22 protein-coding genes and 1 riboswitch are annotated in these 22,089 nt (G+C 37.1%); of the genes, 15 read left to right on the top strand and 7 right to left on the bottom strand.

The window, feature by feature from the left end; all coding sequences use genetic code 11:
• Window positions 1-118: 118 nt before the first annotated feature.
• From X953_RS17155 to X953_RS17140, 4 genes are all read left to right on the top strand, one after another.
• Window positions 119-1,024: a LysR family transcriptional regulator gene (locus X953_RS17155; RefSeq protein ID WP_019376450.1), complete on the top strand. Its 906-nt coding sequence runs from the start codon at window positions 119-121 to the stop codon at window positions 1,022-1,024.
• 110 nt (window positions 1,025-1,134) lie between these two features.
• Window positions 1,135-1,326: riboswitch (cobalamin riboswitch) on the top strand.
• A 190-nt stretch (window positions 1,327-1,516) separates the two neighbouring features.
• Window positions 1,517-3,715, top strand: coding sequence for a ribonucleoside-diphosphate reductase subunit alpha (locus tag X953_RS17150; protein ID WP_369792747.1), 2,199 nt, complete (start codon window positions 1,517-1,519; stop codon window positions 3,713-3,715).
• Window positions 3,716-3,717: 2 nt separating this feature from the next.
• Complete coding sequence (locus tag X953_RS17145) at window positions 3,718-4,149, top strand: flavodoxin (RefSeq protein WP_198023347.1); 432 nt, start codon at window positions 3,718-3,720, stop codon at window positions 4,147-4,149.
• Window positions 4,127-5,170: a ribonucleotide-diphosphate reductase subunit beta gene (locus tag X953_RS17140; RefSeq protein ID WP_040956639.1), complete on the top strand. Its 1,044-nt coding sequence runs from the start codon at window positions 4,127-4,129 to the stop codon at window positions 5,168-5,170. The genes X953_RS17145 and X953_RS17140 overlap by 23 nt, the downstream gene beginning before the upstream one ends.
• A gap of 656 nt (window positions 5,171-5,826) precedes the next feature.
• On the opposite strand, the gene X953_RS17135 is transcribed toward X953_RS17140, so the two are convergent.
• Complete coding sequence (locus tag X953_RS17135) at window positions 5,827-7,092, bottom strand: hypothetical protein (RefSeq protein ID WP_040956638.1); 1,266 nt, start codon at window positions 7,090-7,092, stop codon at window positions 5,827-5,829.
• A 158-nt stretch (window positions 7,093-7,250) separates the two neighbouring features.
• Between X953_RS17135 and X953_RS17130 the strand changes: the two genes are divergently transcribed.
• From X953_RS17130 to X953_RS17100, 7 genes are all read left to right on the top strand, one after another.
• Window positions 7,251-7,442 carry a hypothetical protein gene (locus X953_RS17130; protein ID WP_019375747.1) on the top strand — a complete coding sequence of 64 codons (192 nt, stop codon included), beginning with the start codon at window positions 7,251-7,253 and terminating at the stop codon, window positions 7,440-7,442.
• Window positions 7,443-7,598: 156 nt separating this feature from the next.
• Complete coding sequence (locus X953_RS17125; RefSeq protein WP_084715734.1) at window positions 7,599-8,147, top strand: GNAT family N-acetyltransferase; 549 nt, start codon at window positions 7,599-7,601, stop codon at window positions 8,145-8,147.
• A 104-nt stretch (window positions 8,148-8,251) separates the two neighbouring features.
• On the top strand, window positions 8,252-8,716 hold the full coding sequence (locus X953_RS17120; RefSeq protein WP_019375749.1) for a GNAT family N-acetyltransferase: 465 nt from the start codon (window positions 8,252-8,254) through the stop codon (window positions 8,714-8,716).
• A gap of 24 nt (window positions 8,717-8,740) precedes the next feature.
• Window positions 8,741-9,493, top strand: coding sequence for an amidohydrolase family protein (locus X953_RS17115; protein ID WP_040956636.1), 753 nt, complete (start codon window positions 8,741-8,743; stop codon window positions 9,491-9,493).
• A 39-nt stretch (window positions 9,494-9,532) separates the two neighbouring features.
• A complete protein-coding gene (locus X953_RS17110) occupies window positions 9,533-10,090 on the top strand; it encodes an AAA family ATPase (protein WP_040956635.1) in 558 nt (185 codons plus the stop codon).
• Window positions 10,091-10,154: 64 nt separating this feature from the next.
• The gene (locus X953_RS17105) at window positions 10,155-11,183 is read left to right on the top strand and encodes a methyltransferase domain-containing protein (protein ID WP_040956634.1); all 1,029 of its coding nucleotides are present in this window, start codon (window positions 10,155-10,157) and stop codon (window positions 11,181-11,183) included.
• Between the two features lie 21 nt (window positions 11,184-11,204).
• Window positions 11,205-12,053 carry a DUF2785 domain-containing protein gene (locus X953_RS17100; protein ID WP_052350192.1) on the top strand — a complete coding sequence of 283 codons (849 nt, stop codon included), beginning with the start codon at window positions 11,205-11,207 and terminating at the stop codon, window positions 12,051-12,053.
• A 347-nt stretch (window positions 12,054-12,400) separates the two neighbouring features.
• Here X953_RS17100 and X953_RS17095 read toward each other — a convergent pair whose 3' ends face one another.
• Window positions 12,401-13,510, bottom strand: coding sequence for an N-acetylmuramoyl-L-alanine amidase (locus X953_RS17095; protein ID WP_019379298.1), 1,110 nt, complete (start codon window positions 13,508-13,510; stop codon window positions 12,401-12,403).
• 310 nt (window positions 13,511-13,820) lie between these two features.
• Window positions 13,821-14,363, bottom strand: coding sequence for a flavodoxin family protein (locus tag X953_RS17090; RefSeq protein ID WP_019379299.1), 543 nt, complete (start codon window positions 14,361-14,363; stop codon window positions 13,821-13,823).
• Window positions 14,364-14,562: 199 nt separating this feature from the next.
• Here X953_RS17090 and X953_RS17085 point away from each other — a divergent pair, with 199 nt between their 5' ends.
• On the top strand, window positions 14,563-14,748 hold the full coding sequence (locus X953_RS17085) for a hypothetical protein (protein ID WP_019379300.1): 186 nt from the start codon (window positions 14,563-14,565) through the stop codon (window positions 14,746-14,748).
• Between the two features lie 137 nt (window positions 14,749-14,885).
• On the opposite strand, the gene X953_RS17080 is transcribed toward X953_RS17085, so the two are convergent.
• The 3 genes from X953_RS17080 to X953_RS17070 all read right to left on the bottom strand — a co-directional run bounded on the left by X953_RS17080 (window position 14,886) and on the right by X953_RS17070 (window position 17,720).
• Window positions 14,886-16,130: an ABC transporter permease gene (locus X953_RS17080; protein WP_040956633.1), complete on the bottom strand. Its 1,245-nt coding sequence runs from the start codon at window positions 16,128-16,130 to the stop codon at window positions 14,886-14,888.
• Window positions 16,123-17,055, bottom strand: a complete 933-nt coding sequence (locus X953_RS17075) for an ABC transporter ATP-binding protein (RefSeq protein ID WP_019379302.1) — start codon at window positions 17,053-17,055, stop codon at window positions 16,123-16,125. Before X953_RS17075 ends, X953_RS17080 begins: the two co-directional genes overlap by 8 nt.
• Window positions 17,056-17,324: 269 nt before the next feature.
• Window positions 17,325-17,720, bottom strand: a complete 396-nt coding sequence (locus X953_RS17070; RefSeq protein ID WP_019379303.1) for a GntR family transcriptional regulator — start codon at window positions 17,718-17,720, stop codon at window positions 17,325-17,327.
• A 408-nt stretch (window positions 17,721-18,128) separates the two neighbouring features.
• On the opposite strand from X953_RS17070, the gene X953_RS17065 reads away from it, so the two are divergent.
• A complete protein-coding gene (locus tag X953_RS17065; protein ID WP_019379304.1) occupies window positions 18,129-18,641 on the top strand; it encodes a DoxX family protein in 513 nt (170 codons plus the stop codon).
• Between the two features lie 346 nt (window positions 18,642-18,987).
• On the top strand, window positions 18,988-19,599 hold the full coding sequence (locus X953_RS17060; protein ID WP_019379305.1) for a superoxide dismutase family protein: 612 nt from the start codon (window positions 18,988-18,990) through the stop codon (window positions 19,597-19,599).
• Window positions 19,600-19,726: 127 nt separating this feature from the next.
• Here the strand turns inward: X953_RS17060 and X953_RS17055 are convergent, their stop codons facing one another.
• Window positions 19,727-21,151: a YfcC family protein gene (locus X953_RS17055; protein WP_040956632.1), complete on the bottom strand. Its 1,425-nt coding sequence runs from the start codon at window positions 21,149-21,151 to the stop codon at window positions 19,727-19,729.
• Window positions 21,152-21,346: 195 nt separating this feature from the next.
• Here X953_RS17055 and X953_RS17050 point away from each other — a divergent pair, with 195 nt between their 5' ends.
• Window positions 21,347-22,060 (top strand): sulfite exporter TauE/SafE family protein, encoded by a 714-nt coding sequence (locus tag X953_RS17050; protein ID WP_040956631.1) that lies wholly within the window; start codon window positions 21,347-21,349, stop codon window positions 22,058-22,060.
• Window positions 22,061-22,089: the final 29 nt, after the last annotated feature.

The raw sequence follows: 22,089 nt of genomic DNA, 5'->3' as shown, positions 1-22,089 counted from the left end.
TCCAACCGAATTAATGAATATTCTGTTTATTATTTTACCTGAATTAATTCATCTTAACAATATGAAAATTAGATATAATTAATGCTATAATGAGATTAATAAAAGGTGGCGGTTAAATTTGGAACTACGACAATTAAAATATTTCATTGAAGTTGCCAAACGCGAGCATGTTACAGAGGCTGCTGATGCGCTACATGTTGCCCAGTCTGCAGTAAGTAGACAAATATTTAATCTTGAAGAAGAACTTGGTGTTAATCTTTTTATCAGGGAAGGCAGGAATGTAAGATTGACCCCTATTGGCAGGGTTTTTCTTGATCATATGGAGCAAGCATTGAACGTAATAGATGATGGGGTACAAGTAGTAGAAGAATATACAGACCCTCAAAGGGGTACCATTCATATCGGTTTTCCGAGCAGCTTGGCGGCTTATATTCTACCTACTGCTATTTCAGCTTTTCGAAATCAATACCCAAATGTAAAATTTGAATTGAATCAAGGTTCATATTATGATTTAAAGAATGCTGTAATTAGAGGTGAAAGTAATATAGCGTTGCTTGGACCTGTTCCACTTAATGAAAAAAGATTAAAGCACTCTATTCTATTTACAGAGAAAATTGTTGCATTATTACCAGAACAACATAGACTTGCCCAGGAAAAGGCATTACATCTTAATCAATTAAGGGACGATTCCTTTGTTCTTTTTCCAGAAGGCTTTGTATTACACGATATTATCATAAAGGCTTGCAGACAGCTTGGATTTTCACCTAAAGTTTCTTTTGAGGGAAAGGATATTGATGCCATTAAGGGACTGGTTTCTGCTGGGCTTGGTGTATCGTTGGTTCCTGAAATTACGCTTGTTGATCATTTACCACGTTCTACAGTGAAAATTCCCATTAAGGAACCAGATGTAACTCGTACAGTGGGTGTAGTTATCCCCGCAGAACGACAACTGCTGCCAACGGAAAAATTATTCTATGAATTTATAAAACAATTCTTTAGCAGACTAGAAAGCTTTCAATATTAAATTCTTTATTTTTGAGTATATATTTATCTACATTTTTCTTGATAAACTTCATTACCTATGATAGTCTATAGATACAATATATCGATAACTAAATATAATATTAACACTATATATAGTGTTTTGGTTATGGTTACACCATTCGTGTTTAAAAGGGAATCCAGTGAAATTCTGGAACTGTACCCGCAACTGTAATTGTGACGAACGAGATGATTCCACTGTTTGAGATGTCTATTGAGCAAATGGGAAGGACTCTAGTAGAAAGACCAAAAGTCAGGATACCTGCCATAACTTGTAGTTTCCATTCTCCGGGATTAGAGAAGGTGAAACGATGGATGCTAGTTTAAGTAGCACTGTTCTGTCGTTTTGACCGTTCCTAATATGAGGAGAACGGTTTTTTTATTGCACTAAAGGTTAAGGTGACAGTATATCGGTATTATTTTTTTGAGGAGGTTTCACATGATAACAAAGAATTTGGATTACGAAGAAAAGGTAATGGAATGGATTAACCGGGCAGCAAAAGAATTACCCATAAATACGGAAAAGTATATTGAAAAATCATTGAGAGCAATTCAAGAAGATACTTCTTTGGAAAAAATAACCGATATTTTAGTTAAGAATGCTTTAGAAAATATTGACGAATCTGCACCTGAATGGACGTTTCTTGCCAGCAGAATTTTTCTTGAGGAGCTATATCGTCAAGCTGCCAAAAACCGGGACTTTGATGTGCATCTACGTTATGGCAATTTTTATAAATTAATTAGTACGCTAACGGAGCAAGGAATTTATGCTACTAACCTATTAAATAAATATAATGAAGAAGAAATTGAGGCTTTTGAAAAGCAGCTTGATCCACAAAGAGATTTGCTGTTTAACTATTTAGGAATACATACCATAGCAAGTCGCTATCTTGCCACAGATCACAATAAGAATGTAATGGAGTTACCTCAGGAACGTTGGATGATAATTGCTATGTATTTAATGCAGGATGAGGATAAGGCGCAACGTGCACAACTTGTCCAGGAAGCATATTGGGCACTTAGCAACCTTTATATGACAGTGGCTACCCCAACGTTAACGAATGCCGGAAAAACGCATGGTCAGTTATCCAGTTGTTTTATCGATACAGTCGACGATAGTCTTCAATCTATTTATGACAGTAATACAGATATTGCCAAACTGTCGAAAAATGGCGGAGGAATTGGTGTATACATGGGTAAAATCCGTAGCCGCGGTAGTGCAATTAAAGGATTTAAAGGTATGTCCAGTGGTGTCGTCCCTTGGATTAAGCAGCTGAATAATACAGCTGTTAACGTGGATCAGTTGGGCACTCGTAAAGGGGCCATTGCCATTTATTTAGATGCATGGCATAAAGATATTGAAGCATTTCTTGATCTGAAGCTAAATAATGGAGATGACAGAATGCGCGCCCATGATATTTTTACAGGGGTTTGCTTGCCTGATTACTTTATGGAACAAGTGGACAAGCGGGGCGATTGGTATCTGTTTGACCCACATGAAGTACGACAGGTTATGGGTTTCTCCTTGGAAGATTTCTATGATGAAGAAAAGGGCAGCGGTACATGGCGCGAGAAGTACGAAGCATGTATTCAAAATGAAGATCTCTCCAGAACAAAGGTGCCAGCTATTTCTATTATGAAAAGGATAATGAAATCACAACTTGAATCAGGCACGCCATTCATGTTTTATCGTGACGAAGTGAATCGTCAGAACAGTAATGAACACGAAGGAATTATTTATTGCTCGAATTTATGCACAGAAATTACGCAAAATCAATCTCCAACGCAATTTATAGAAGAATTTGTAGAAAATGAAAACACGATTGTGCAAAAATATAAATCTGGTGATTACGTTGTTTGTAACTTAAGCTCAATTAATCTGGGAAAAGCTGTTCCCGACGGTGTGCTTGATCGTTTGTTAAAAATCCAAGTACGTATGTTGGATAACGTAATAGATATAAATACATTGCCAATTAAGCAAACACAATTAACAAACCAAAAATACCGAGCTATCGGCTTAGGTACATTCGGTTGGCATCATTTGCTTGCCAAGAAGAATATTAAATGGGAGACAGACGAAGCAGTGAATTTCGCTGATGAGTTGTATGAGGAAATTGCTTATTTAACCATTAAAAACAGTATGGAATTAAGTAAAGAAAAGGGTTCCTATCCTGTATATGAAGGCAGTAAGTGGCAAACGGGCGAATACTTCACCAATAAAGGGTATACGAGTGACAAATGGACAGGACTTAAAGAAGAAGTAAAGCAGAACGGAATGCGTAATGGCTATTTAATGGCTGTTGCACCAAACTCTACAACAGCGATGATTGCCGGTTCTACAGCTAGTATTGATCCTGTATTTAAAGCTTTTTACAACGAAGAAAAGAAGGATTTCAAGATTCCTGTTACGGCACCAGAATTAGATCATCGTACGTACGATATTTATCGCCGTTCTGCATATATTGTCGATCAACGTTGGTCTGTGAAACAAAATGCGGCTAGACAAAAGCACGTAGATCAAAGTATTTCATTCAACTTTTATGTGCCAAATACGATTAAAGCCTCTGTTTTGCTAAATCTTCACTTGCAGGCATGGCAGGAAGGATTAAAAACAACCTATTACGTACGTTCAACATCAAATGATGTCGAAGAATGTGAGTGGTGTCAAAGTTGAGGATGCTAATTGCGTATCATACCTATAGTGGCAATACGGAAGAAGTTGCTGATCATATCGCGAAACAACTTTATGATAAAGGTTTTAATGTAGATACACATCTTATGGGTATAGATCCCCCTGTAGATGTCTCCCATTATGATTTTATCTTTATTGGAACATTTACCTGGGATAGGGGCAGTACGCCTGAAGAAGTGAAAGACTTTATATGGGAAATTGGCTACAAGCCTGAGAATGTTGCAGTTTTTGGTACGGGTGATACACAATTTGGCGGGGATGAATTGTTTTGTAAAGCAGTAGATAAACTGGTTCAATTTTATAATAGTAAATGGCCAGGGCTTAAAATTGAACAGTCTCCCCGGGGATATCAGGAAAAAAGAATTTATGACTGGGTGGAAGGAGTTTTAGAACATGTCAGAAGTTATGCTTTCTAAAGCAAAGACTTTAGAGCCGCGTAATCCAAATAAGTCCACAGGCTTATTTGGGGGGGAATCAAGCGGGATATTGAATTGGAATGATATTGCATATCCACATTGGTATAAGATATACAAGCGGCTGATCGGGAATTATTGGCAGGCTGATGAGGTAAATATGGCAGGGGATGTAAAACAATTTTCCACATTATCAGAAGCGGAGAAAGAGGCATATTTAAAGATCATCGGATTATTGTCCACATTAGATGGCCCACAAACACGGACTGCTTTACTAATTTCGTTATATGCAACAGATCCGTCCGTACAATCAATCATGGCGGTAATTGCCCAGCAAGAAGCTGTGCATAATGAAAGTTATTCGTATGTACTTGCTTCCGTTGTCTCATTGGATGAACAAAACGAATCCTTTCAGCTTGGAAGAAAAGATCCTGTGTTGTTGAAACGGAATGAAAACTTAGTAAACCAATACAATTCATTTGTGGAAAAACCTACAATGGATAACATTCTAAAAACCCTAGCGTACACTGCGTTACTTGAAGGAATGTTCTTCTATTCTGGCTTTGCATTTTTCTATAATCTGGCTCGTCATAACAAAATGGTTGGTACTTCCACGATGATTAGTTATATTAATAGAGATGAACTAGAGCACGGCCGTTTCATTGCTGAGCTATTCAGAGCAACATTGGCAGAAAATCCGGAACATAATACAGAAGAATTTGTTGAATGGGTATACGATCACTTTAAGCAGTCAGTAGAACTGGAAACAGAATGGTCGAATTATGTATTGGGAAATGTAGAGGGAATAGATTTAGAGGAAATGGAAGGCTATATTAAATACCGTGCAAATAAAATGCTCCGGATGATGGGATTGAAAGAATTATATCCAGAGCATGTGGAGAATCCAATGAAGTGGATTCGTGCATATGTGGATAACTTTGATGGAACTAAAACTGATTTCTTTGAACAAAAATCAAGACAGTACACCAAAACAAGTGATTTAAACGGATTTGACGATCTATAAAATTAAAAGAAGCATGCCTCTTTTTCACCGGAGGCATGCTTCTTTATGATTTATTGTAAATGCTTATTTTTTCATAGTTGGAGGAAACTGCGACGTAACTTTATTGATGAAAAGCTCAGTGAAATATTTGAGGAGAAGTGCCCCATTGATTTCCGTTGCATGCGGACGCTTTCACACCTCCGGGTACAAGCGCGACATCTGTTCGTAACCTCACAGTGTCTTCTTTGCCGCCCGGCATGGCTTCAGCCGCTTCCTCCGCTATGCTCCGTTTAGTGTCTTCAGCTCATGCAATTCCGGCCCGGCAGGAGTCTCCCCCTTCCGCTCCAATCAATTTGTATCTGCTTTAAACCATAAATAGCGGGTTAATATCTAACCACTTTTCCAGTGTAGGAAAAACACGAAGACTCCTGTGGGAAAAGCAACAGCTGAAGCGTTGCCCACGGAAAGCGGAGTGTGTTTTCCGCAACGGCCGCTTAGAGTACTATTAAGTTACGTCGCAGTTTATCTATTTTGCTAATCACTGGTGGCCCCCAACCTAAAATTTATGATCCCTTGCTGATAATGAAAATATAATCTACGACAGAATCACTCGCCCACAACTAACTAATAGGCAGGTATGCATTGTAAAGCGGAGATAAAGTATACCTCTATCTTATCTATAATTGATCCAATGGGATAACTTTCCCTGATACTGCGTCAACACCATAGGAACAATCTATTTTTCCACATAATATATATTTGTCTTCTGTCTGACTGTACACATAAACAGGTGTAACTTCTACATGTTTACGTAAAAGCTCAAATGCTTGCTGTTTTGTTAAAACCGGCGTTTGAGCTGGCGAAAAGTGTTCAAAAATTTCAATTAGGCTATCAAAATCTGAGTAATTCAAAGCAGTATATGTTTCACTATCAAGATATACCTGAAGTTTGCGATCAATTACTCGTCGCCCACGTTCTGCAGGAAGCAACTCTGCAATGATATAAGAATCTTGTAAACGCAAACTGTGCAGCATCCATTTACCACTGTCATCAGGATAAACTCGTTGTAGGAACCGCTTAATTTCTAATGTTGCTTTTTCCTCATCCTCTTTATCCAGTTCCTTCTTAGAAGTGCTATGATCAGATAATGCTTCCTCCTCCGTAGCCTCAAGAGATAAGTCGATTTCTACTGGAGAAAAAGGATCCTTAATAGCTTCTTCCCATTCCATAATAATTTGTTTTTTTACATAAGCAGCCTGTTCTTCTGCCTCTTCAAATGTAATTACTTTCTTAACGTCATTTGTTAGAAATACGCTCGTTGCACTATAGATAGATTTCCACATTTCTTCACTCTCTAAAGGCACTTCAAGCAATTGCATTTGTTCTTTCGCAACAGATTCAACAATATCTGTTGTTAACGCAAAAGGCTCCCAATGAATAGCATCTTCGGAAGGGAAGTTACCATCAATAGAAAATAGCGTAAGTTGGCCTTCATTATTAAACTCCACATTAATTACACCAGTAGGGAAAACCGGAATGTTATCAACAGCCGCTTGAAAATGCATTGTCGTTCCCTCTGTAGGCAATAGCTGAAATTGTCGTCCAAATTCCAAGCCGGTAATGTTTTCGATCCATGTAATCGTTTCTTCTTTTTGATTTAAGTTAGGAAAACTGCCTTCTTCAGCAAAGGAGACATCCTGCACAAAAATAATTCGCTTCACTTTTTCAGTTTGAATATCAATATCGATCACAGCAGCACCAGGTGGATTGAGTTCTTCATCCATAGGCTCAGAGTCTTCAGGGAACCACTCTGTGGATAAAAGGTAGCTATGTTCCCCAGGTATACCACTTTCTTTAAAGATGTGGCTTCTTTTCAGAAAGTAGTTGCTTAGACCACACTCTTCTGCAGTAGCTTTCGCTAGTTTTTCCAATTTATTGTCCATATATATAATACCCTCACTTTTTTATTTTCTTCAGTATAACATGATGCGATAAAGGTTACATTTCATGGGAAATAGGAAGTTACTGTAAAGTAATATTGTAAATAATCTGAAATAAACATATACTAGAAATAAATAAACCTAAGGAAAGGGAGATTCATATGCCATTATGGCTTCAAATAGTCGGAGGGCTATTAGTGTTTGGCTATATTATCGATCTGGTCGCCAAAAAAAGAGGTGGGAGGATAAACCCCGGGGAAAAGGCTAAGCCTTTAAATGATGACCCCCGTAATCTTCCGGAAAATATTATTCATCAGGCTAATATGAATAACCAAAACCACGGACCTAATTAATAATTAAGGATGGGGACTGAGATATAAATAATGAAAGGATGGAAGATCCAAAACGATTATTCCATAAGGCAGTTGATGAATCACTCCTACAATTAAGTAAAAACGTTGGGGGTGAGTTTTTATTTTAATAAGAAGTTGAATATAGGAGGTTTGTATGTGAGAAATAGTTTACCAGAATTAGAAACAGAAAGGCTTATTCTAAGAAGAATTACGGAGAATGATCTTCATGATATGAACGAATACGGGGGCTGTAAAGAGGTATCTCAATTCGTTTCATGGGAAACGCATCAGTCGCTGGAGGATACAAAAACTTTCTTAGATTTAGTTTTACAAGGCTATGCACAGGGCGAGTCATATTTTTGGGGCCTTATTCTAAAGGAGAATAATAAGTTAATTGGAACAATCAATTATGTTACTTGGAATCAAAAACACCGAGTAGGTGAAATTGGCTATGTACTATCCCACACGTGTTGGAGAAGAGGCTTGATGACAGAAGCCGCAACAGAAGTTATCCGATTTGGCTTCAGAGAAGGAGGACTTGTTCGGATTCAAGCGAAATGTTTTCTGGAGAATACAGGTTCGGAGGGCGTCATGAAAAAGTGTGGAATGACGTATGAAGGAACACTGAGACAGGCGATGTATGCAAAAGGAAAGCAACATGACTTAAAATTGTATGCGATTATTAAAAATGATGATTGTAAATAGTTGAAAACAAACCGTTATCAAAGTGTATAACAAAAAAGTATTATTTGTACGCTTGTTAGTAGGTTATGATAAAGGTAACAAGCAAAGAAGCAGGTGTGTAAATAATGAATACGCAACTCAAATGTAAAAAAGCAGAGATCCAGGACCTTCATAAAATGATTGAATTACTTGCAGATGATGAATTGGGAAGGAAGAGAGAAAGATTTGAGGATCCACTACCGGAAAGTTATATAAAAGCGTTTAATGCAATTCAAGGAGATCCAAATAATGAATTAATCCTAGCTGTTTTCGCTGAAGAAATAGTTGGGGTATTACAGATCACCTTCACACCTTACTTAACTTATCAGGGGGGATGGCGAGCGACGATAGAGGGTGTAAGAACTAATAAATTTTTACGAGGTAAGGGGATAGGAACTCAAATGATCGAATGGGCCATTCACCTTGCCAAAGAAAGAGGCGCCCATGTTGTACAGTTGACAACTGATAAACAGCGACCCGAAGCTTTGGAGTTTTATAAACGACTTGGATTTCGAGCTTCCCACGAAGGATTAAAGCTGCATTTAGGTTAACTATTTCATTACGGAGGGATTTTTTTGAAAATCTTCGATGCTCATTTACATATTATTGATCCAAAATATCCCCTAATTCCCAACCAAGGATACGTGCCGGATCAATTTACATGTAAGGATTATAAAGAGAAAACAAAGAACTTAAACGTGACAGGAGGGGCGATTGTGTCAGGCCCCTTTCAAGGATTCGATCAATCCTACCTGAAAAAGGCCCTTCATTTACTTGGCGAAGGCTTTGTAGGTGTAACACAATTACCATACGATGTATCCGATGACGAGATTATTGAATTACATAAATTAGGGGTTAGGGCAGTACGATTTAATGTGAAACGTGGAGGAACAGAGGCGATGGTGAATTTAGAAAATGTTGCTCGGCGGGTGTATGAAATGGTCAATTGGCATGTGGAGTTGTATATTGATTCCACCAAACTGAAAGATTACTTTTCGTTGATTGTAAATCTACCAGCTGTTTCTATTGACCATTTGGGATTAACACAGGACGGATTTCATGATTTGCTTCGCTTAGTCGACCAAGGAGTGAAGGTAAAATCAACTGGTTTCGGCAGACTTGACTTTGATCCAGCAAAAGCTATGAAACAAATACATGCAGTAAATCCAGAAGCACTATTGTTTGGGACAGACCTTCCATCTACAAGAGCAGAAAGACCATTTCAACTATCCGATATGGAACTTATTATAGACGTATTGGGAGAAAATGAGGCACGAAAGGTACTTTGTGAAAATGGTGTAAATTGGTATCAAAAAGTACTTAATTAACGTAGAGCTGCATTTTAAAAAATAGAAAGGTGATAAGCTATGAAGCTAGTACTCATATTCGGTCCTCAGGCAGTTGGAAAAATGACAGTTGGCCAGGAGCTTGCCAAACTTACTAACTTGAAACTAATGCATAACCACATGACGATCGATCTTTTAGAACCATTATTTGGATTTAGTCCGGAGTTATGGAAGTTATCCAATACCTTTCGGGAAGAAATTTTCCGTTCCTTTGCCAACACGGATCAAGATGGAATAATCTTTACCTTTGTTTGGGCATTTAACAAGCAAGAGGATTGGGAAAACGTTGAACATGTATGTACTATTTTTAGAGAAAAAAACGCGGAAATCTATTTTGTAGAATTAGAAGCGAAATTAGATATCCGGCTGAAACGAAATAAAACTGCAAACCGATTGGAACACAAACCAACAAAACGCAACATAAACCAATCAGAGAAAAATTTATTAAACAGTATGGAAACCCTTCGACTGAATTCACGTGAAGGCGAACTCAAACGAGATAATTATGTTCGTATTGATAATAACAAGCTAAGTGCCGTGGAAGTCGCAGAAAGGATAAAAGAGCATTTTGAACTATAGGGAAATTCCTCCTTTACATTAACGTAACGTAAACCCTTATAGTAAACGTGAAGGGGTGACGAACATGCTTATTAAAGAAGCAGCAAAAAAACTAAATACAACAGCTAGAACAATTCGCTTATATGAGGAGAAAGGATTGATTAGTCTAAAAAAAGACCAAGAAAATGATTATAGAATCTTTACCGAAGACGACTTATATCGGCTAAGTACCATTATTGCCCTAAGAGAGATTGGTATTCAAATTAGTGAGATTAGGGAGATGTTGAAGCAGCCTGGAATGCAGATGGAGGATTATTTAAATCTGCAACGCAGTGTCTTGTATGAAAAGCTTTTGGAGATGAAGGATATGATTCATACTATTGATCAAATGATGGAGCATGTGGATTCTGCCGATTTCCAGCCGATATCCAAATTGGCGGAGCATCTAAAAAAACTGAAGCAAATTCGTAAAGGGTGGAAAGACAAGTGGGACTTTGATAGTCAGGCTATAGAATATGATCAACATATTAAAAAGGCAGGATATACGTTTAACGTGCATCAAGGATATGATGTGGCTTTATCTACTGTAGAGCAATGTATTACGTTAAATGCTAAAGACCAATGTTTAGATATTGGGGTTGGGACAGGTAATTTAGGAGGGAGATTTCTTCATCAAGGTGCCCATGTGATTGGTGTTGATCAATCTGGTAAGATGCTTGAAAAATGCAAGGAGAAATATCCTTTGATGGAAGTGCGGAAAGGACATTTTCTGGCTTTACCCGTTATGGATCTCACAATGGATGTAGTTGTCTCCAGCTATGCTCTGCATCATTTACCGGATGAAGAAAAGCTGCTAGCCTTGCAGGAAATAAACCGTGTGTTAAAATCCGGAGGGCAATTATGTATTGCAGATTTAATGTTCCAAAATGAAAATGACAGAAAACGTGTTCTAGACATGTATCGCTTAGAGGGGAATATGGAAGCTGTGGAAGCGATTGAAGATGAGTATTATGCTGATAGATCCTTACTAATAGAATGGCTGGTTGCACATGATTACGAAGTCAAAGCACAACAAATAAATTCAATATTAAGCGTTATATATGCTGAAAAATGAGTTGGAAAGGAGGTTCATTTAATGCAATTAAAGACCGTACTGCAAGAAATTACTCATCATAATGACTACGACCTTAGTAAAATTTCTATGGATGAGCTTATAAAAGAAATGCTTTGTAATATTGGCTCAACCGATCCCGAATTAAGAGATGCATTGATATACAACGCTTTCGGGAAATTAATTCAAGAAGATTATTTAAAAGTAGATCAGTGGAGATATATCGTAAAAACATGTATGGATACCAATCATTTATTTTTAAACATAGGTGAGACAGAAACAGACTCCGTTTTCTCAAGATCCTTTTCCTCACTTGTTCTGGCTTTGATTTTAGAAAAAGATAGCCAAGAATTTCGTTTATCTGAGACAGAAGTTAGAGAAATTATTAAACAAAGTATTTTATATTTAGAATTAGAAAGAGATATTCGCGGGTATGTAAAAGACAAAGGTTGGGCGCATAGTGTTGCACACGGTGCTGATCTATTGTCAGAAGCGGTAAAACATCCATATTTCGATATGGGGTTAGTTGATGATTGTTTGAAAGCAGTACAGCACAACTTATTCAAAAGGAATGAGGAAGGAATTCCTTATCTGGATGATGAAGAAGAAAGGCTTGTTTTTGTTATAGAAGCATTGTTGGGTCGGGGTGCTACGGAAGACCGTATAGCATCCTGGATATCTGAGGTATCTACCAATTTAAATGAATTATTGAATAGAGAAGGAACAAACTTAGTCTTCTTTAGAAAAAGAGGAGAAATTGTTCGGTTTTTTCGAGCAATATACTTTAGATGCTTGTTCAACAAGAATTTCCCGATCGTTCAGCAAGAGTTATTGAAGGAGTTGAAAGCCTGGCATGAACCGTTCTATGATTAAATATTTTGGAGTATAAAAGAACTTTATTGCAGTTATTGAACTTCAGCTTTCACACAGTTGGAGGAAGATGCGAAGTAGAGTGAAGACTACTAGCTGCAGAGCAAATTAACCGGCAGGAGGGCGAAATAATCCTCTGTAGAGCAAATTAATCGGCAGGAGGGCGAAGTAATCCTCCGGAGAGCAAATTAATCAGCAGCAGACTGAAGTAATCGGCCGTAGACATTCGCAAACTAGCTATAATTTGTTCACTATACATTATTTTTCGAATGATGGAATAACATCCTAATAAATATGGAATCAAATAAAGAAAAGCTGCCCCATGTCAAAGAGGGGAGCTTTTCTTTAGATTATTCGCTAAAGTAATTTTGTAAACCTGTAGTAATTGCTTGTCCAACATTATTTTGATAGTCGGCAGTTTTAATATGAGCTAAGTCATTAGGATTGGTGATAAAGCCCAGCTCCATTAAAATAGAGGGCGCCCGATTCTCCCTTAATACTTTATAATTTGCTTGTAGACTACCTCTACTAGCCAGTGGAACTGTTGAAGCCATAGCAGATTGCACCTTAGTAGCTAAGCCGGCATCCTTATCTGAATAGTAGTATGTGCTCGTACCATTAATAGACAACATCGGGAAGGTATTATAATGAAGACTGACAAAAGCATCGGTATCATAGCTATTACTAATAGCCACTCGTTTACCGAGTGTAACAAAATAATCTCCCGAACGTGTCATGATAACGTTTGCCCCTGCCGAACGAAGCTGTCCAGCAACTGCTTCAGCTGTTGGCGAAATGAGATCTTTTTCATAGATCCCACCAAGCCCAATTGCACCTGGATCCTTGCCGCCATGCCCTGGATCAACAACGATTGTATAACCGTTTAACGTGCCATTCGCTTTTTTTGTATTTTTAACTGAGTTTGTTTGTTTCTTTGATTGCCCGGCAGCATTATTGTTCGTTCCATTATTCGTTAACCATGAAGCTACCCAACCAGTATTTCCGTTAGTCAATTCTATGTTGTGCCAATCACCTGAAGTTTTTACAATGTTATATGTATTTCCTGAATCTGTGGAAGCAATTACTGGATGGTTTTCGCCAGGTCCTGAACGAATATTGACATTACTTGCTGTAATGGTCACTTGTTCATTGGATCTATCTGTTTTCGCTTGCTGACTTTTTCCACTTACTGGAATCAAGTAATGTGCAGCAATCCAGGCTTCTTCACCTGCATAATAGGTTTGAGCCCAACCATGTTTTTTTTGAAAAATTTCCACCTTGTTACCTTCAACTAGCTGACCAATAACTTTTCCGCTGGAAGAAGGTTCACTTCTAACATTAAGAATGATCTCGCCAATTTCGTAAATTTCCCCTTGTTCTGCATGACTCGTATTAGGAATGAAAAGAATAGAAAATAGCAATATACAAATACCAACAACTGAAAAATAAATCTTTTTCACGTTTTCCCTCCTTATAATTAATTTTAATAAAGTAAGTAAATCATAATACTAAATTGTTACCTATACAAGTACAAAATAAACTATTTTAGAGTAAAACAATTCAGAAGCCCTAGTAAAATTCGTCAATATACCTAAATGCATAAAGTTCACGAATAAAGTAAGAATAGTTAGAGAGTGACATTAGAACAAAAATACCATAATAAAAGTACCTGACTGCTCTACAAATACAGTCAGGTACTAGTGCTAAAAGAATTTCCTTATTATATTTTTATTGTAAGGGAATGACTTACATTTAGTATAAAAATACCAGTTATAAGTTGATTTCTGTTACGAGTACAGCCGCCTCATCCAAAGCTCTTTTGTTATTTTTAATATCGCCGGGTTTACTTGCCTGACCTAGTACATAACCGGCAAACTCCATACCAAAAAACTGACAAATATAATTAAATTGCTGAACAAGCGGCAATCCTTTAATAGTAGGGTTATCACCTCCAACCGCAATAAGATAGGCTTTTTTCTTCTTTAATTCTCCTCGGAAATGCGCGTAATTCGGGTCACGCATAATCTGGGACCAGCGGTCAATAAATGTCTTCATTGGGCCTGATAAACTGTACCAATAGATAGGCGTGGAAAATACGATTATCTCATGTCTAAGCATTAGATCAATTAATTCTTTATGATCGTCATGAACATTTTTAAACCCTTTCACCTCATGGCGCTCATCAATAATTTGCTGAATATGGTAATCTTGAAGATGAATATGGGTGGCTTTTTCTTTCGGGACGGCATGGTAGGCAAGATATTCTGCATTACCATTTTGACGGCTCGAGCCATGAATTACTGCTATCTTCATTATGTTAACCTCCTTATGTTCTTAGCCGTTTACTATATGACTGCTTACTACAGACTATGTAAAAGAATTGGAAATCATAAGTAAAATTTTTATTTGTTAATGAGTAAGTTCTAATATTTTCATGAAAGCAAAACAACCGAAAAAGTGCTTGGAGCGCTAGAAGGTTTTACAGACAATAAAAAAGATAGGTGGAAAGAAATTGACTATAAAAGGAAATAGTGTGTTCAAGTTTATTGTTATATTAATCGCTGCAATTGTAATACGAACATTACTGGCTGTTTTTAGCGAGGGTGGGTATCACCCGTATACGAACATTGTTGTTATCATTAGTGCCATTATCACCTTAGTACTTTGGACTGTTTGGGAGGAAAGTCGAAACAAGTAATGAGAGAAGAATCAGTGATCTAATAAAGACTATTTTGCTATTTATGATTGGTTCTCATGCATTCAACGGATTCTTTCTGTTACACATTTATTTATAAGGCAGAGGCTGAAATTATCCAGCCTCTGCCTCTATTATAATTACGCCCGAATCCATTTCCATATTTCCCCGGGAGTTGCATTCTTTCCATACATTAAAATACCTACTTTAAATATTTTTCCAGCCAACTTCATTGCAAGCCAAACACTAACTATTAATATAGCTAAAGAAATCACAATTTCTACCCATGGCCATTCCTCCATAATAGTTAACCGTAACAGTAAAACACCCGGCGATGTAAATGGGATGTAGGTTCCAATTTGAGCCATTAGACCAGTTGGATCACTGATTACAGGTCCGATAAAGATAAAAGGAAGGAAAGGAAGCATCATAACCATACCTTGAAAATTTCCAGCTGTAGTGATATCTGCCATTGTAGCTCCAATTCCAACAAACAGAGAGGCAAATAGTAAAAAACCAAGGATTGCAATAACTAATAATAGGATAAGCTCTGGTACAAAGATATACTCTATAATTGGTAAATCTATTTTCCATAAAAGAAAAGGAAAAAGCAAAGTAATTGATACAACTGCTTGAATCAAGCCAAGTACAAAATAACCGATTATTTTCCCTTGCATAAGCTCTGCTGGTGTAAGAGATGAAAGAATAATCTCAGCAATTTTATCTTTCTTTTCCTGTGAGGCACTTTGAAATATAGCCATACCCGTAAATACGATGGAAAGCATAATAAAGCCTGCAAATGCTCCTGGGGCTAGATCTTCTATTGGATTTTCACCTAAGCTGGTTTCTTCTTCTGTAGAAGTAGTATTAATATTTTCTCCTGGCGATTGCTCGTTAAAGTGAAACCCTTTTGAGATAACAGCAAGCTGTTTTTCGGTTATTCCGAGTTCTTCCATTTGCATTGTCTGTAGAGGAGAAGATAATAGTTGCAATTCATTTGAAAAAAAAGGAGGAATTTCCTCACTGAGATAAACAGGAACATTACCTTCTTGCATCGCGCGTTCATCGATAAATATGTATGCCGTATTCTCACTTAGTTCTGCTTCTGCAGCTACTTCTTTTTCGGTTAGGTCGGTTTGCAATAGATCCCAAGGTAATTTATTCTGATTCACACTTTCTTGAAGTTCAGGAAATACACCGAGCTGATCATTTACAAACACCCTGGTTGTTTCCTGTTCTGTATCAGCTGGATCATCACCAAAAAGACTACCCAAAAGCATAAATCCAATAATAAGGACCGGGGTCAGGAATAACCCGATTAAAAACGTTTTATTCTTCAGGTTTCGCTTTATTTCCCACTTGGCAACCTTCATGGTATTACGCATATACTTCACCTGTTTCTTTTAGCATATTTTTATCTGTAGCAATATCTATAAATATTTCATGCAACGAAACACGGTCCATTGTTAATTCATGAACGACTAACTCATTCGGCAATTGCTTTAACCATAAAGTCGGTTGAACAGCCTGTTCAAGGTAAAGAACAGATATATCTTCCTGTTGTTCAATTCGCAGTACCTCGGGTATTGTTTGAAGAATATCCAAATTATTTATGCCACGAATGGTGCATTTGAAATTTGCATATGTTGTTTTAACCTCTTCCATCGATCCGTAAATAACTTTCTGTCCCCTGTGAATCATAAACAAACGATTTGCCATTTCTTCTACTAAATTCATTTGATGGGAGGATAGTAATATAGCTGTCCCTTTTTCGGCAAGTTCTTTTATTTCTTGTTTAAACAATTCCTGGCTCACAGGGTCTAATCCGGAAAATGGCTCATCTAATATAAGAAGTTCCGGTTCGTGTAGAATGGACGCAATAAATTGAACCTTCTGCCCCATCCCTTTAGAAAGCTCCTCTACTGATACTTTCTCTTTCCCTTCCAGATCAAATTTCTTTAAGTAATCAAGTGCCCGCTGCTTTGCTTTTGCTTGTGGATAGTCCTTTAATTCAGCTAAATACAATAATATATCCATCACTTTTACATTTTTGTATAATCCACGTTCTTCCGGTAAATAACCAATTTTATGTCTTGGAATATCTTTACCAGTACTGTTCGTAAAGGTAATAGAACCCTCATCTGGATACATTATCCCCATAATGTTTCGAATGGTAGTTGACTTGCCAGCACCATTTGGTCCAAGTATGGCCATAATTTCCCCTTTGCGAACCTCAAAAGATATATCAGAAATGATCTGTTTGTCTTTAAAAGATTTCCCCAATTTGTTTACTGTTAACAATGCTTCCATTAACAATCCCTCCTTCGTAGATAGTGTGGTAAATATAAGTGAGTCTGTGAATTTTCCTGTATTTTCAGCTCATGCATTGGGATAAATTCCCAATAAATTTATTAGCCTTGTTGCAGTTTTTCTTTCCCAAGTGCTCTCACCATATGCCTATGTTTTAATACGTAGAAGTAGTCAGTTAGTTTCATAATATTAGAATTTTAATAAAATCCCTAACGAACGAGTGGTTACCGTCTTTTTTAGTGTGAGATTTTTATCAACTAATTCATATTTCAGCTTCCATTTTTCTTGTACGAAGAGAGTACTTCAAAAAATATTTCTTGAATCTGCTTTTCGTTGTAATCATAATCAAATGCAATATTGATTGCTTTTTCGATTTCATAATATACAGTAGAGATTTTCACCTGTTGCTTCAATTCTGTTTTAATATGGGCGACAAAGGTGCCTTTGCCCTGTATTGTTTTTATAAATCCTTGATGTTCTAAATTTTGATAGCTTCTTCGAATAGTGATCATACTTGTTTCCATGTCTTTTGCTAAAGCTCGGATGGAAGGCAAAGGTGTATCTGCTGGTAAATGTCCTCCAGCAATTAACGCTTTTAATTGGTTTTCGATTTGATGATAAATAGGTTCTCTTGAGTCTTTGGAAATGGAGATAGGTAATTCCACCTTAAACACCCCTTATTTTAAATTGTGATCTACTAATATTAGTGAAAATAGTAAACGTGACAATTAGTTAAAGCTGTTAAAGCGTATAGTTTTCTCTTTACGATAGAGGGCGCTGCTTTCGGTCTTTCCTAATTCAAATAGTGTTATACTGTGTATGTTTATATATACAGTATATATGTTGAGTAAAGAAGTCAATTATTATTCTGTATATATGCTCGTTGTAGAATTCCGCAGGATTATCCGATACCACGTTAACAAAATTGCCATAATATAGTAAGTATATGTGAAATATTTCACAATAATTATATACAAAGACTTTAAATAATGTTATTATATAAATGTACCAAGGAGGTACAATACAATATATATTGTGAAATATTGAACATAATAGAAAAGGAGATGAATAAAATGTTTGTAGATTTTATTAGGAATAATAAGATAGCTGCGGGAATATTGACTTTTCTAAGGGTTTATATTGGTTACCAATGGTTGACAGCCGGATACGGTAAAATAACTGGGGGAGAATTTGATGCGACTGGTTTCTTGCATGGCGCAGTAGCAAGTGCAAGTGGCGAACACCCGGCAGTTCAAGGCTGGTGGGCCGCATTTTTAGAAGCTATAGCTATTCCAAATGCTGAATTATTTACTTTTATCGTAATGTGGGGAGAGTTTTTAGTAGGAATTGCACTTATTCTAGGGATCTTTACTAATTTCGCAGCATTGATGGGCATAATTATGAACTTTGCATTCTTATTCAGTGGTACAGTTAGCACGAATGCCCAAATGGTTTTAATTACAGTATTTTTGATCGTAGCTGGGTATAATGCTGGTAAATATGGTTTAGACAGATGGATTATTCCTTTCTTAAAAGACCATAAACCAATTAATAAAAAACATAAAAAGGAAGCAGCACTAGTGTAAAGGTGGAACCAATTTAAAAGATGGATAACAATTTATATATGCTTTAGTACAAACCGGACGATTTATTTAAACGTTCGGTTTGTTTGAATTTCCATGTGTTAAGAAACTACATTACACGCATGTGCATTTTCTTTTGATTAATGTGGGTTAAAAATTAACATACTTTATCTAAGTAAATAGGTATATGACTACTAATAAAATCAACAATCTAAATAGACAAATTACGCCTCAATTACTACTCATTTATTTATTGTATAAGGAAAAAGAACGAATTAGCTCAAAAAAGGTTTAATTTTCTTTAAAATAGAGGAAGATACTAGTAACAATCAGGAAGGGAGTTCGTAAAATGAAGCGTTCACTTTTACTAGTATTTTCAGTTTTGTTGATAATGGTTCTAGCAGCCTGTGGTGGAAACGAAGAAGAAAAGCCTAATAAAGATAACAACCAAGAGAATGAAGAATCGTCGGAAACGATGGCAGATCAGAATAAGTCAGACTCAACAGATAAAGAGGATGTACTTGTCTCTTTAAAAAATAAGGATGGAGATGTAGTAGCAACAGCAACGTTGACAGAAGATGAAGAAGGGGTTCATGTTGCCCTTGAAGGAGAAAAGCTTCCGGCAGGCACGCATGGATTCCATATTCATGAAAAGGGGGCCTGTGAAGCGCCTGATTTTAAATCTGCAGGTGGGCATTTTAATCCGACAGATGCCAAGCACGGATTTGATGTACCTGAGGGGCCGCATGCAGGAGATATGAAAAATATTGAAGTAGGAGAAGATGGGACCGTTCAGACAGAACGTTTGGCAGACATGGTTACACTGAAAAAAGGTGAAGCGAACTCTTTATTTAAGGAGGGAGGGACAGCACTTGTTATTCATTCAGGAGCCGATGATTATAAATCGCAGCCTTCCGGAGATGCAGGTGAACGTATTGCTTGTGGTGTGATAGGTGAATAAATAAACGAAGCCGGCTAACTTGGCCGGCTTCATTTATTGCTGAAAAACTATTCTAGTGGAAAGTGTTCCATGCTAAAGGGACAAAATTAGCCTGCCTTCTTTACTTCAGGCACTTGACTTTTTTTAATTAGAAAGGTCCCCAATTTATCAAAACGCCCGTAACTAAGGTAATAACAGCAATAGCAAGCCAAATGAAAAATAATGGCATAATCCATTTCAACCATTTGGTCCAAGATAAATTAGCGACAGCTAGGCTTGCCATCAAAATCCCTGATGTAGGGAAAATTAAATTTGTTAGACCGTCCCCAAATTGGTATGCTTGTACAGCTACTTGTCTTGTCACTCCCACCATATCCGCAAGAGGCGCTAGCATAGGCATCGCAATCATTGCCTGCCCACTACCTGAATTGACAAGGAAGTTTAGAACCCCATTGGAGATAAACATACCGATAGCTGCTACTGCAGGCGGGAAATGTTCTAAGGGCACAGCAATTCCATAAACAATTGTATCCAAAATTTGTCCGTTCTCCAGTACAACAATAACGGATCTGGCAAGCCCAACTACCATTGCACCGTAAACTAACTTTCTCGTTCCAGATAGGAAGGTTTCGGCAAGCTTATTATAGTGCATCCCCGCAATAATGCCTGCTCCGATGGCGATAAAAACAAAAAAAGCAGACATATGATTAATCGTCCATTTCAATTGAATAGACCCATAGACAAAGAAAAGCAAACTTAATCCTACAAATATAAGAAGGAGCTTATGCCTTGTAGTAAACGGAGCATTTAACTCTTGCTCATTACCATCCTCATCATCACCGTAGGCTCCTGCAAAACTTTTTGATGGATCTTTAAGAAGTTTTTTTGTATAACGCCATGTATACCAGATTAGCGATGCCAGTATTATGAGGAATACGATGATGCGTAGTACCATTCCTGAGAATAAAGGAAGACCTGCTATGTCCTGAGCAATTCCGACAGTGTAAGGGTTAATAAAACCAACACTGAAGCCCGCAAAGTTGGCACCGAATGTAATTGCTACAGCAACAATAGGATCTAGTTTTAATGTTCTGGCGATAATAACTCCTACCATAACAAAAGCGATAACTGCGTTAGCCACAGCTCCTACAGCCCCTGTTAATGCAAAAATGGCAGATACGATAGCAATCAGCCAAAATTCGTTGCCGCGTGTAATATGTACTGCCCTATGAATCGCGCCATTTAAAGCCCCAGAGCGTTCAATTATCTCAAACATTCCCCCTGTGAATAAGACTAAGAAGATGATATCAGCAGACTCAACCATCCCCATCTGGATAGCATAGAAAAAATCAAAAAAACCCAAAGGAGCAGTATCTGTCCCGTGATATGTATTTGGAATAACTCGTTCCACTCCATCAATTGTTTCTCTCTCAAACAAACCGGATGGCAAAACATATGTAGCGAGAAATCCTAGTAATAATACAAAAAATAAGATGACATAGGTATCTGGCATCTGCCATTTATTCTGCTGTTTTACTGAATAATCTTGGTTTACTTCTTTTTGTGGTTCCATAAATCCTCCTATTTTAAAAAGTTTTTACTATTGTACCAGAAAGAATAAGTATATTCACGAAATAGTTAGAAAAATACGAAATAACTTTCTAAATGGAGGGATGCCTCTAAATGAAATTTCAGTATATGTAGAGCGGAATAAAAGGAAAGGGTGTATAATAATTCCTGAATTCTTATTTGATCGGAGTGTACCTTCATGGAAGTAGCTTTGTTTATATGTATTATCTTTATAGCTTCTATCCTTCAAACAAGCACGGGATTTGGTTTTTCTATTATGGCTACACCTTTTTTACTTTTAATTTTTGCACCCAGAGATGCCATTCAAATTAATTTGATTCTTTCTTTGCTCATCTCCATTCTATTAATTAGAAATGTGAAAAAACACGTAGATACCACCATACTTAAACGTCTGATCATTGGAAGTATCGGTGGATTACCTATAGGCATTTTCCTGTTTACTAGCATCAATTTGATATTTTTGAAGTATTTTGTAAGTGGTAGTATTCTAATTCTTACTGTATTGTTAATCATGAAATTCCGGATAACGCAAACAGGGAAGAAGGATTTTTGGATAGGTGGGGTTTCTGGTGCATTTACAACAAGTATTGGCATGCCAGGTCCGCCGATACTTTTGTATTTTTCAGGTACTGACACTACTAAAGAAAAGTTAAGAGCTACCACGTTAGCATTTTACTTATTTATTTACTTTGTTAGTTTGGCTCTTCAGTTGATTGTTTCTGGGACCTCACAACAAGTATGGGTATCAAGTATGTGGGGGATACCAATTGTATTGTTAGGACTAATTGTAGGCCAAATCTTATTTAGGTGGATTGATCAGGATGAGTTTCGTTGGCTGACATATGGATTATTGCTATTTTCTGGCTTATATCTGCTTATACAACAATTGTAAATTGGATGCTTCCAGACATTGTCATGTGT

The organism is Virgibacillus sp. SK37, from assembly GCF_000725285.1.
In the GTDB taxonomy this organism is placed as follows: domain Bacteria; phylum Bacillota; class Bacilli; order Bacillales; family Amphibacillaceae; genus Virgibacillus_Q.
The sequence above is the reverse complement of the archived record's forward strand: the minus strand, read 5'-3'. Positions and strand labels throughout refer to the sequence as shown.

What these genes read in the sequence shown, in the direction of transcription:
- X953_RS17120 (WP_019375749.1), top strand. Translation starts at nt 8,252, where the DNA reads ATGAATACGCAACTCAAATGTAAAAAAGCAGAGATCCAGGACCTTCAT.
- X953_RS17060 (WP_019379305.1), top strand. Translation starts at nt 18,988, where the DNA reads ATGAAGCGTTCACTTTTACTAGTATTTTCAGTTTTGTTGATAATGGTT.
- X953_RS17150 (WP_369792747.1), top strand. Translation starts at nt 1,517, where the DNA reads ATGGAATGGATTAACCGGGCAGCAAAAGAATTACCCATAAATACGGAA.
- X953_RS17140 (WP_040956639.1), top strand. Translation starts at nt 4,127, where the DNA reads ATGTCAGAAGTTATGCTTTCTAAAGCAAAGACTTTAGAGCCGCGTAAT.
- X953_RS17080 (WP_040956633.1), bottom strand. Translation starts at nt 16,130, where the DNA reads ATGCGTAATACCATGAAGGTTGCCAAGTGGGAAATAAAGCGAAACCTG.
- X953_RS17110 (WP_040956635.1), top strand. Translation starts at nt 9,533, where the DNA reads ATGAAGCTAGTACTCATATTCGGTCCTCAGGCAGTTGGAAAAATGACA.
- X953_RS17050 (WP_040956631.1), top strand. Translation starts at nt 21,347, where the DNA reads ATGGAAGTAGCTTTGTTTATATGTATTATCTTTATAGCTTCTATCCTT.
- X953_RS17075 (WP_019379302.1), bottom strand. Translation starts at nt 17,055, where the DNA reads ATGGAAGCATTGTTAACAGTAAACAAATTGGGGAAATCTTTTAAAGAC.
- X953_RS17135 (WP_040956638.1), bottom strand. Translation starts at nt 7,092, where the DNA reads ATGGACAATAAATTGGAAAAACTAGCGAAAGCTACTGCAGAAGAGTGT.
- X953_RS17145 (WP_198023347.1), top strand. Translation starts at nt 3,718, where the DNA reads ATGCTAATTGCGTATCATACCTATAGTGGCAATACGGAAGAAGTTGCT.
- X953_RS17090 (WP_019379299.1), bottom strand. Translation starts at nt 14,363, where the DNA reads ATGAAGATAGCAGTAATTCATGGCTCGAGCCGTCAAAATGGTAATGCA.
- X953_RS17100 (WP_052350192.1), top strand. Translation starts at nt 11,205, where the DNA reads ATGCAATTAAAGACCGTACTGCAAGAAATTACTCATCATAATGACTAC.
- X953_RS17065 (WP_019379304.1), top strand. Translation starts at nt 18,129, where the DNA reads ATGTTTGTAGATTTTATTAGGAATAATAAGATAGCTGCGGGAATATTG.
- X953_RS17105 (WP_040956634.1), top strand. Translation starts at nt 10,155, where the DNA reads ATGCTTATTAAAGAAGCAGCAAAAAAACTAAATACAACAGCTAGAACA.
- X953_RS17055 (WP_040956632.1), bottom strand. Translation starts at nt 21,151, where the DNA reads ATGGAACCACAAAAAGAAGTAAACCAAGATTATTCAGTAAAACAGCAG.
- X953_RS17130 (WP_019375747.1), top strand. Translation starts at nt 7,251, where the DNA reads ATGCCATTATGGCTTCAAATAGTCGGAGGGCTATTAGTGTTTGGCTAT.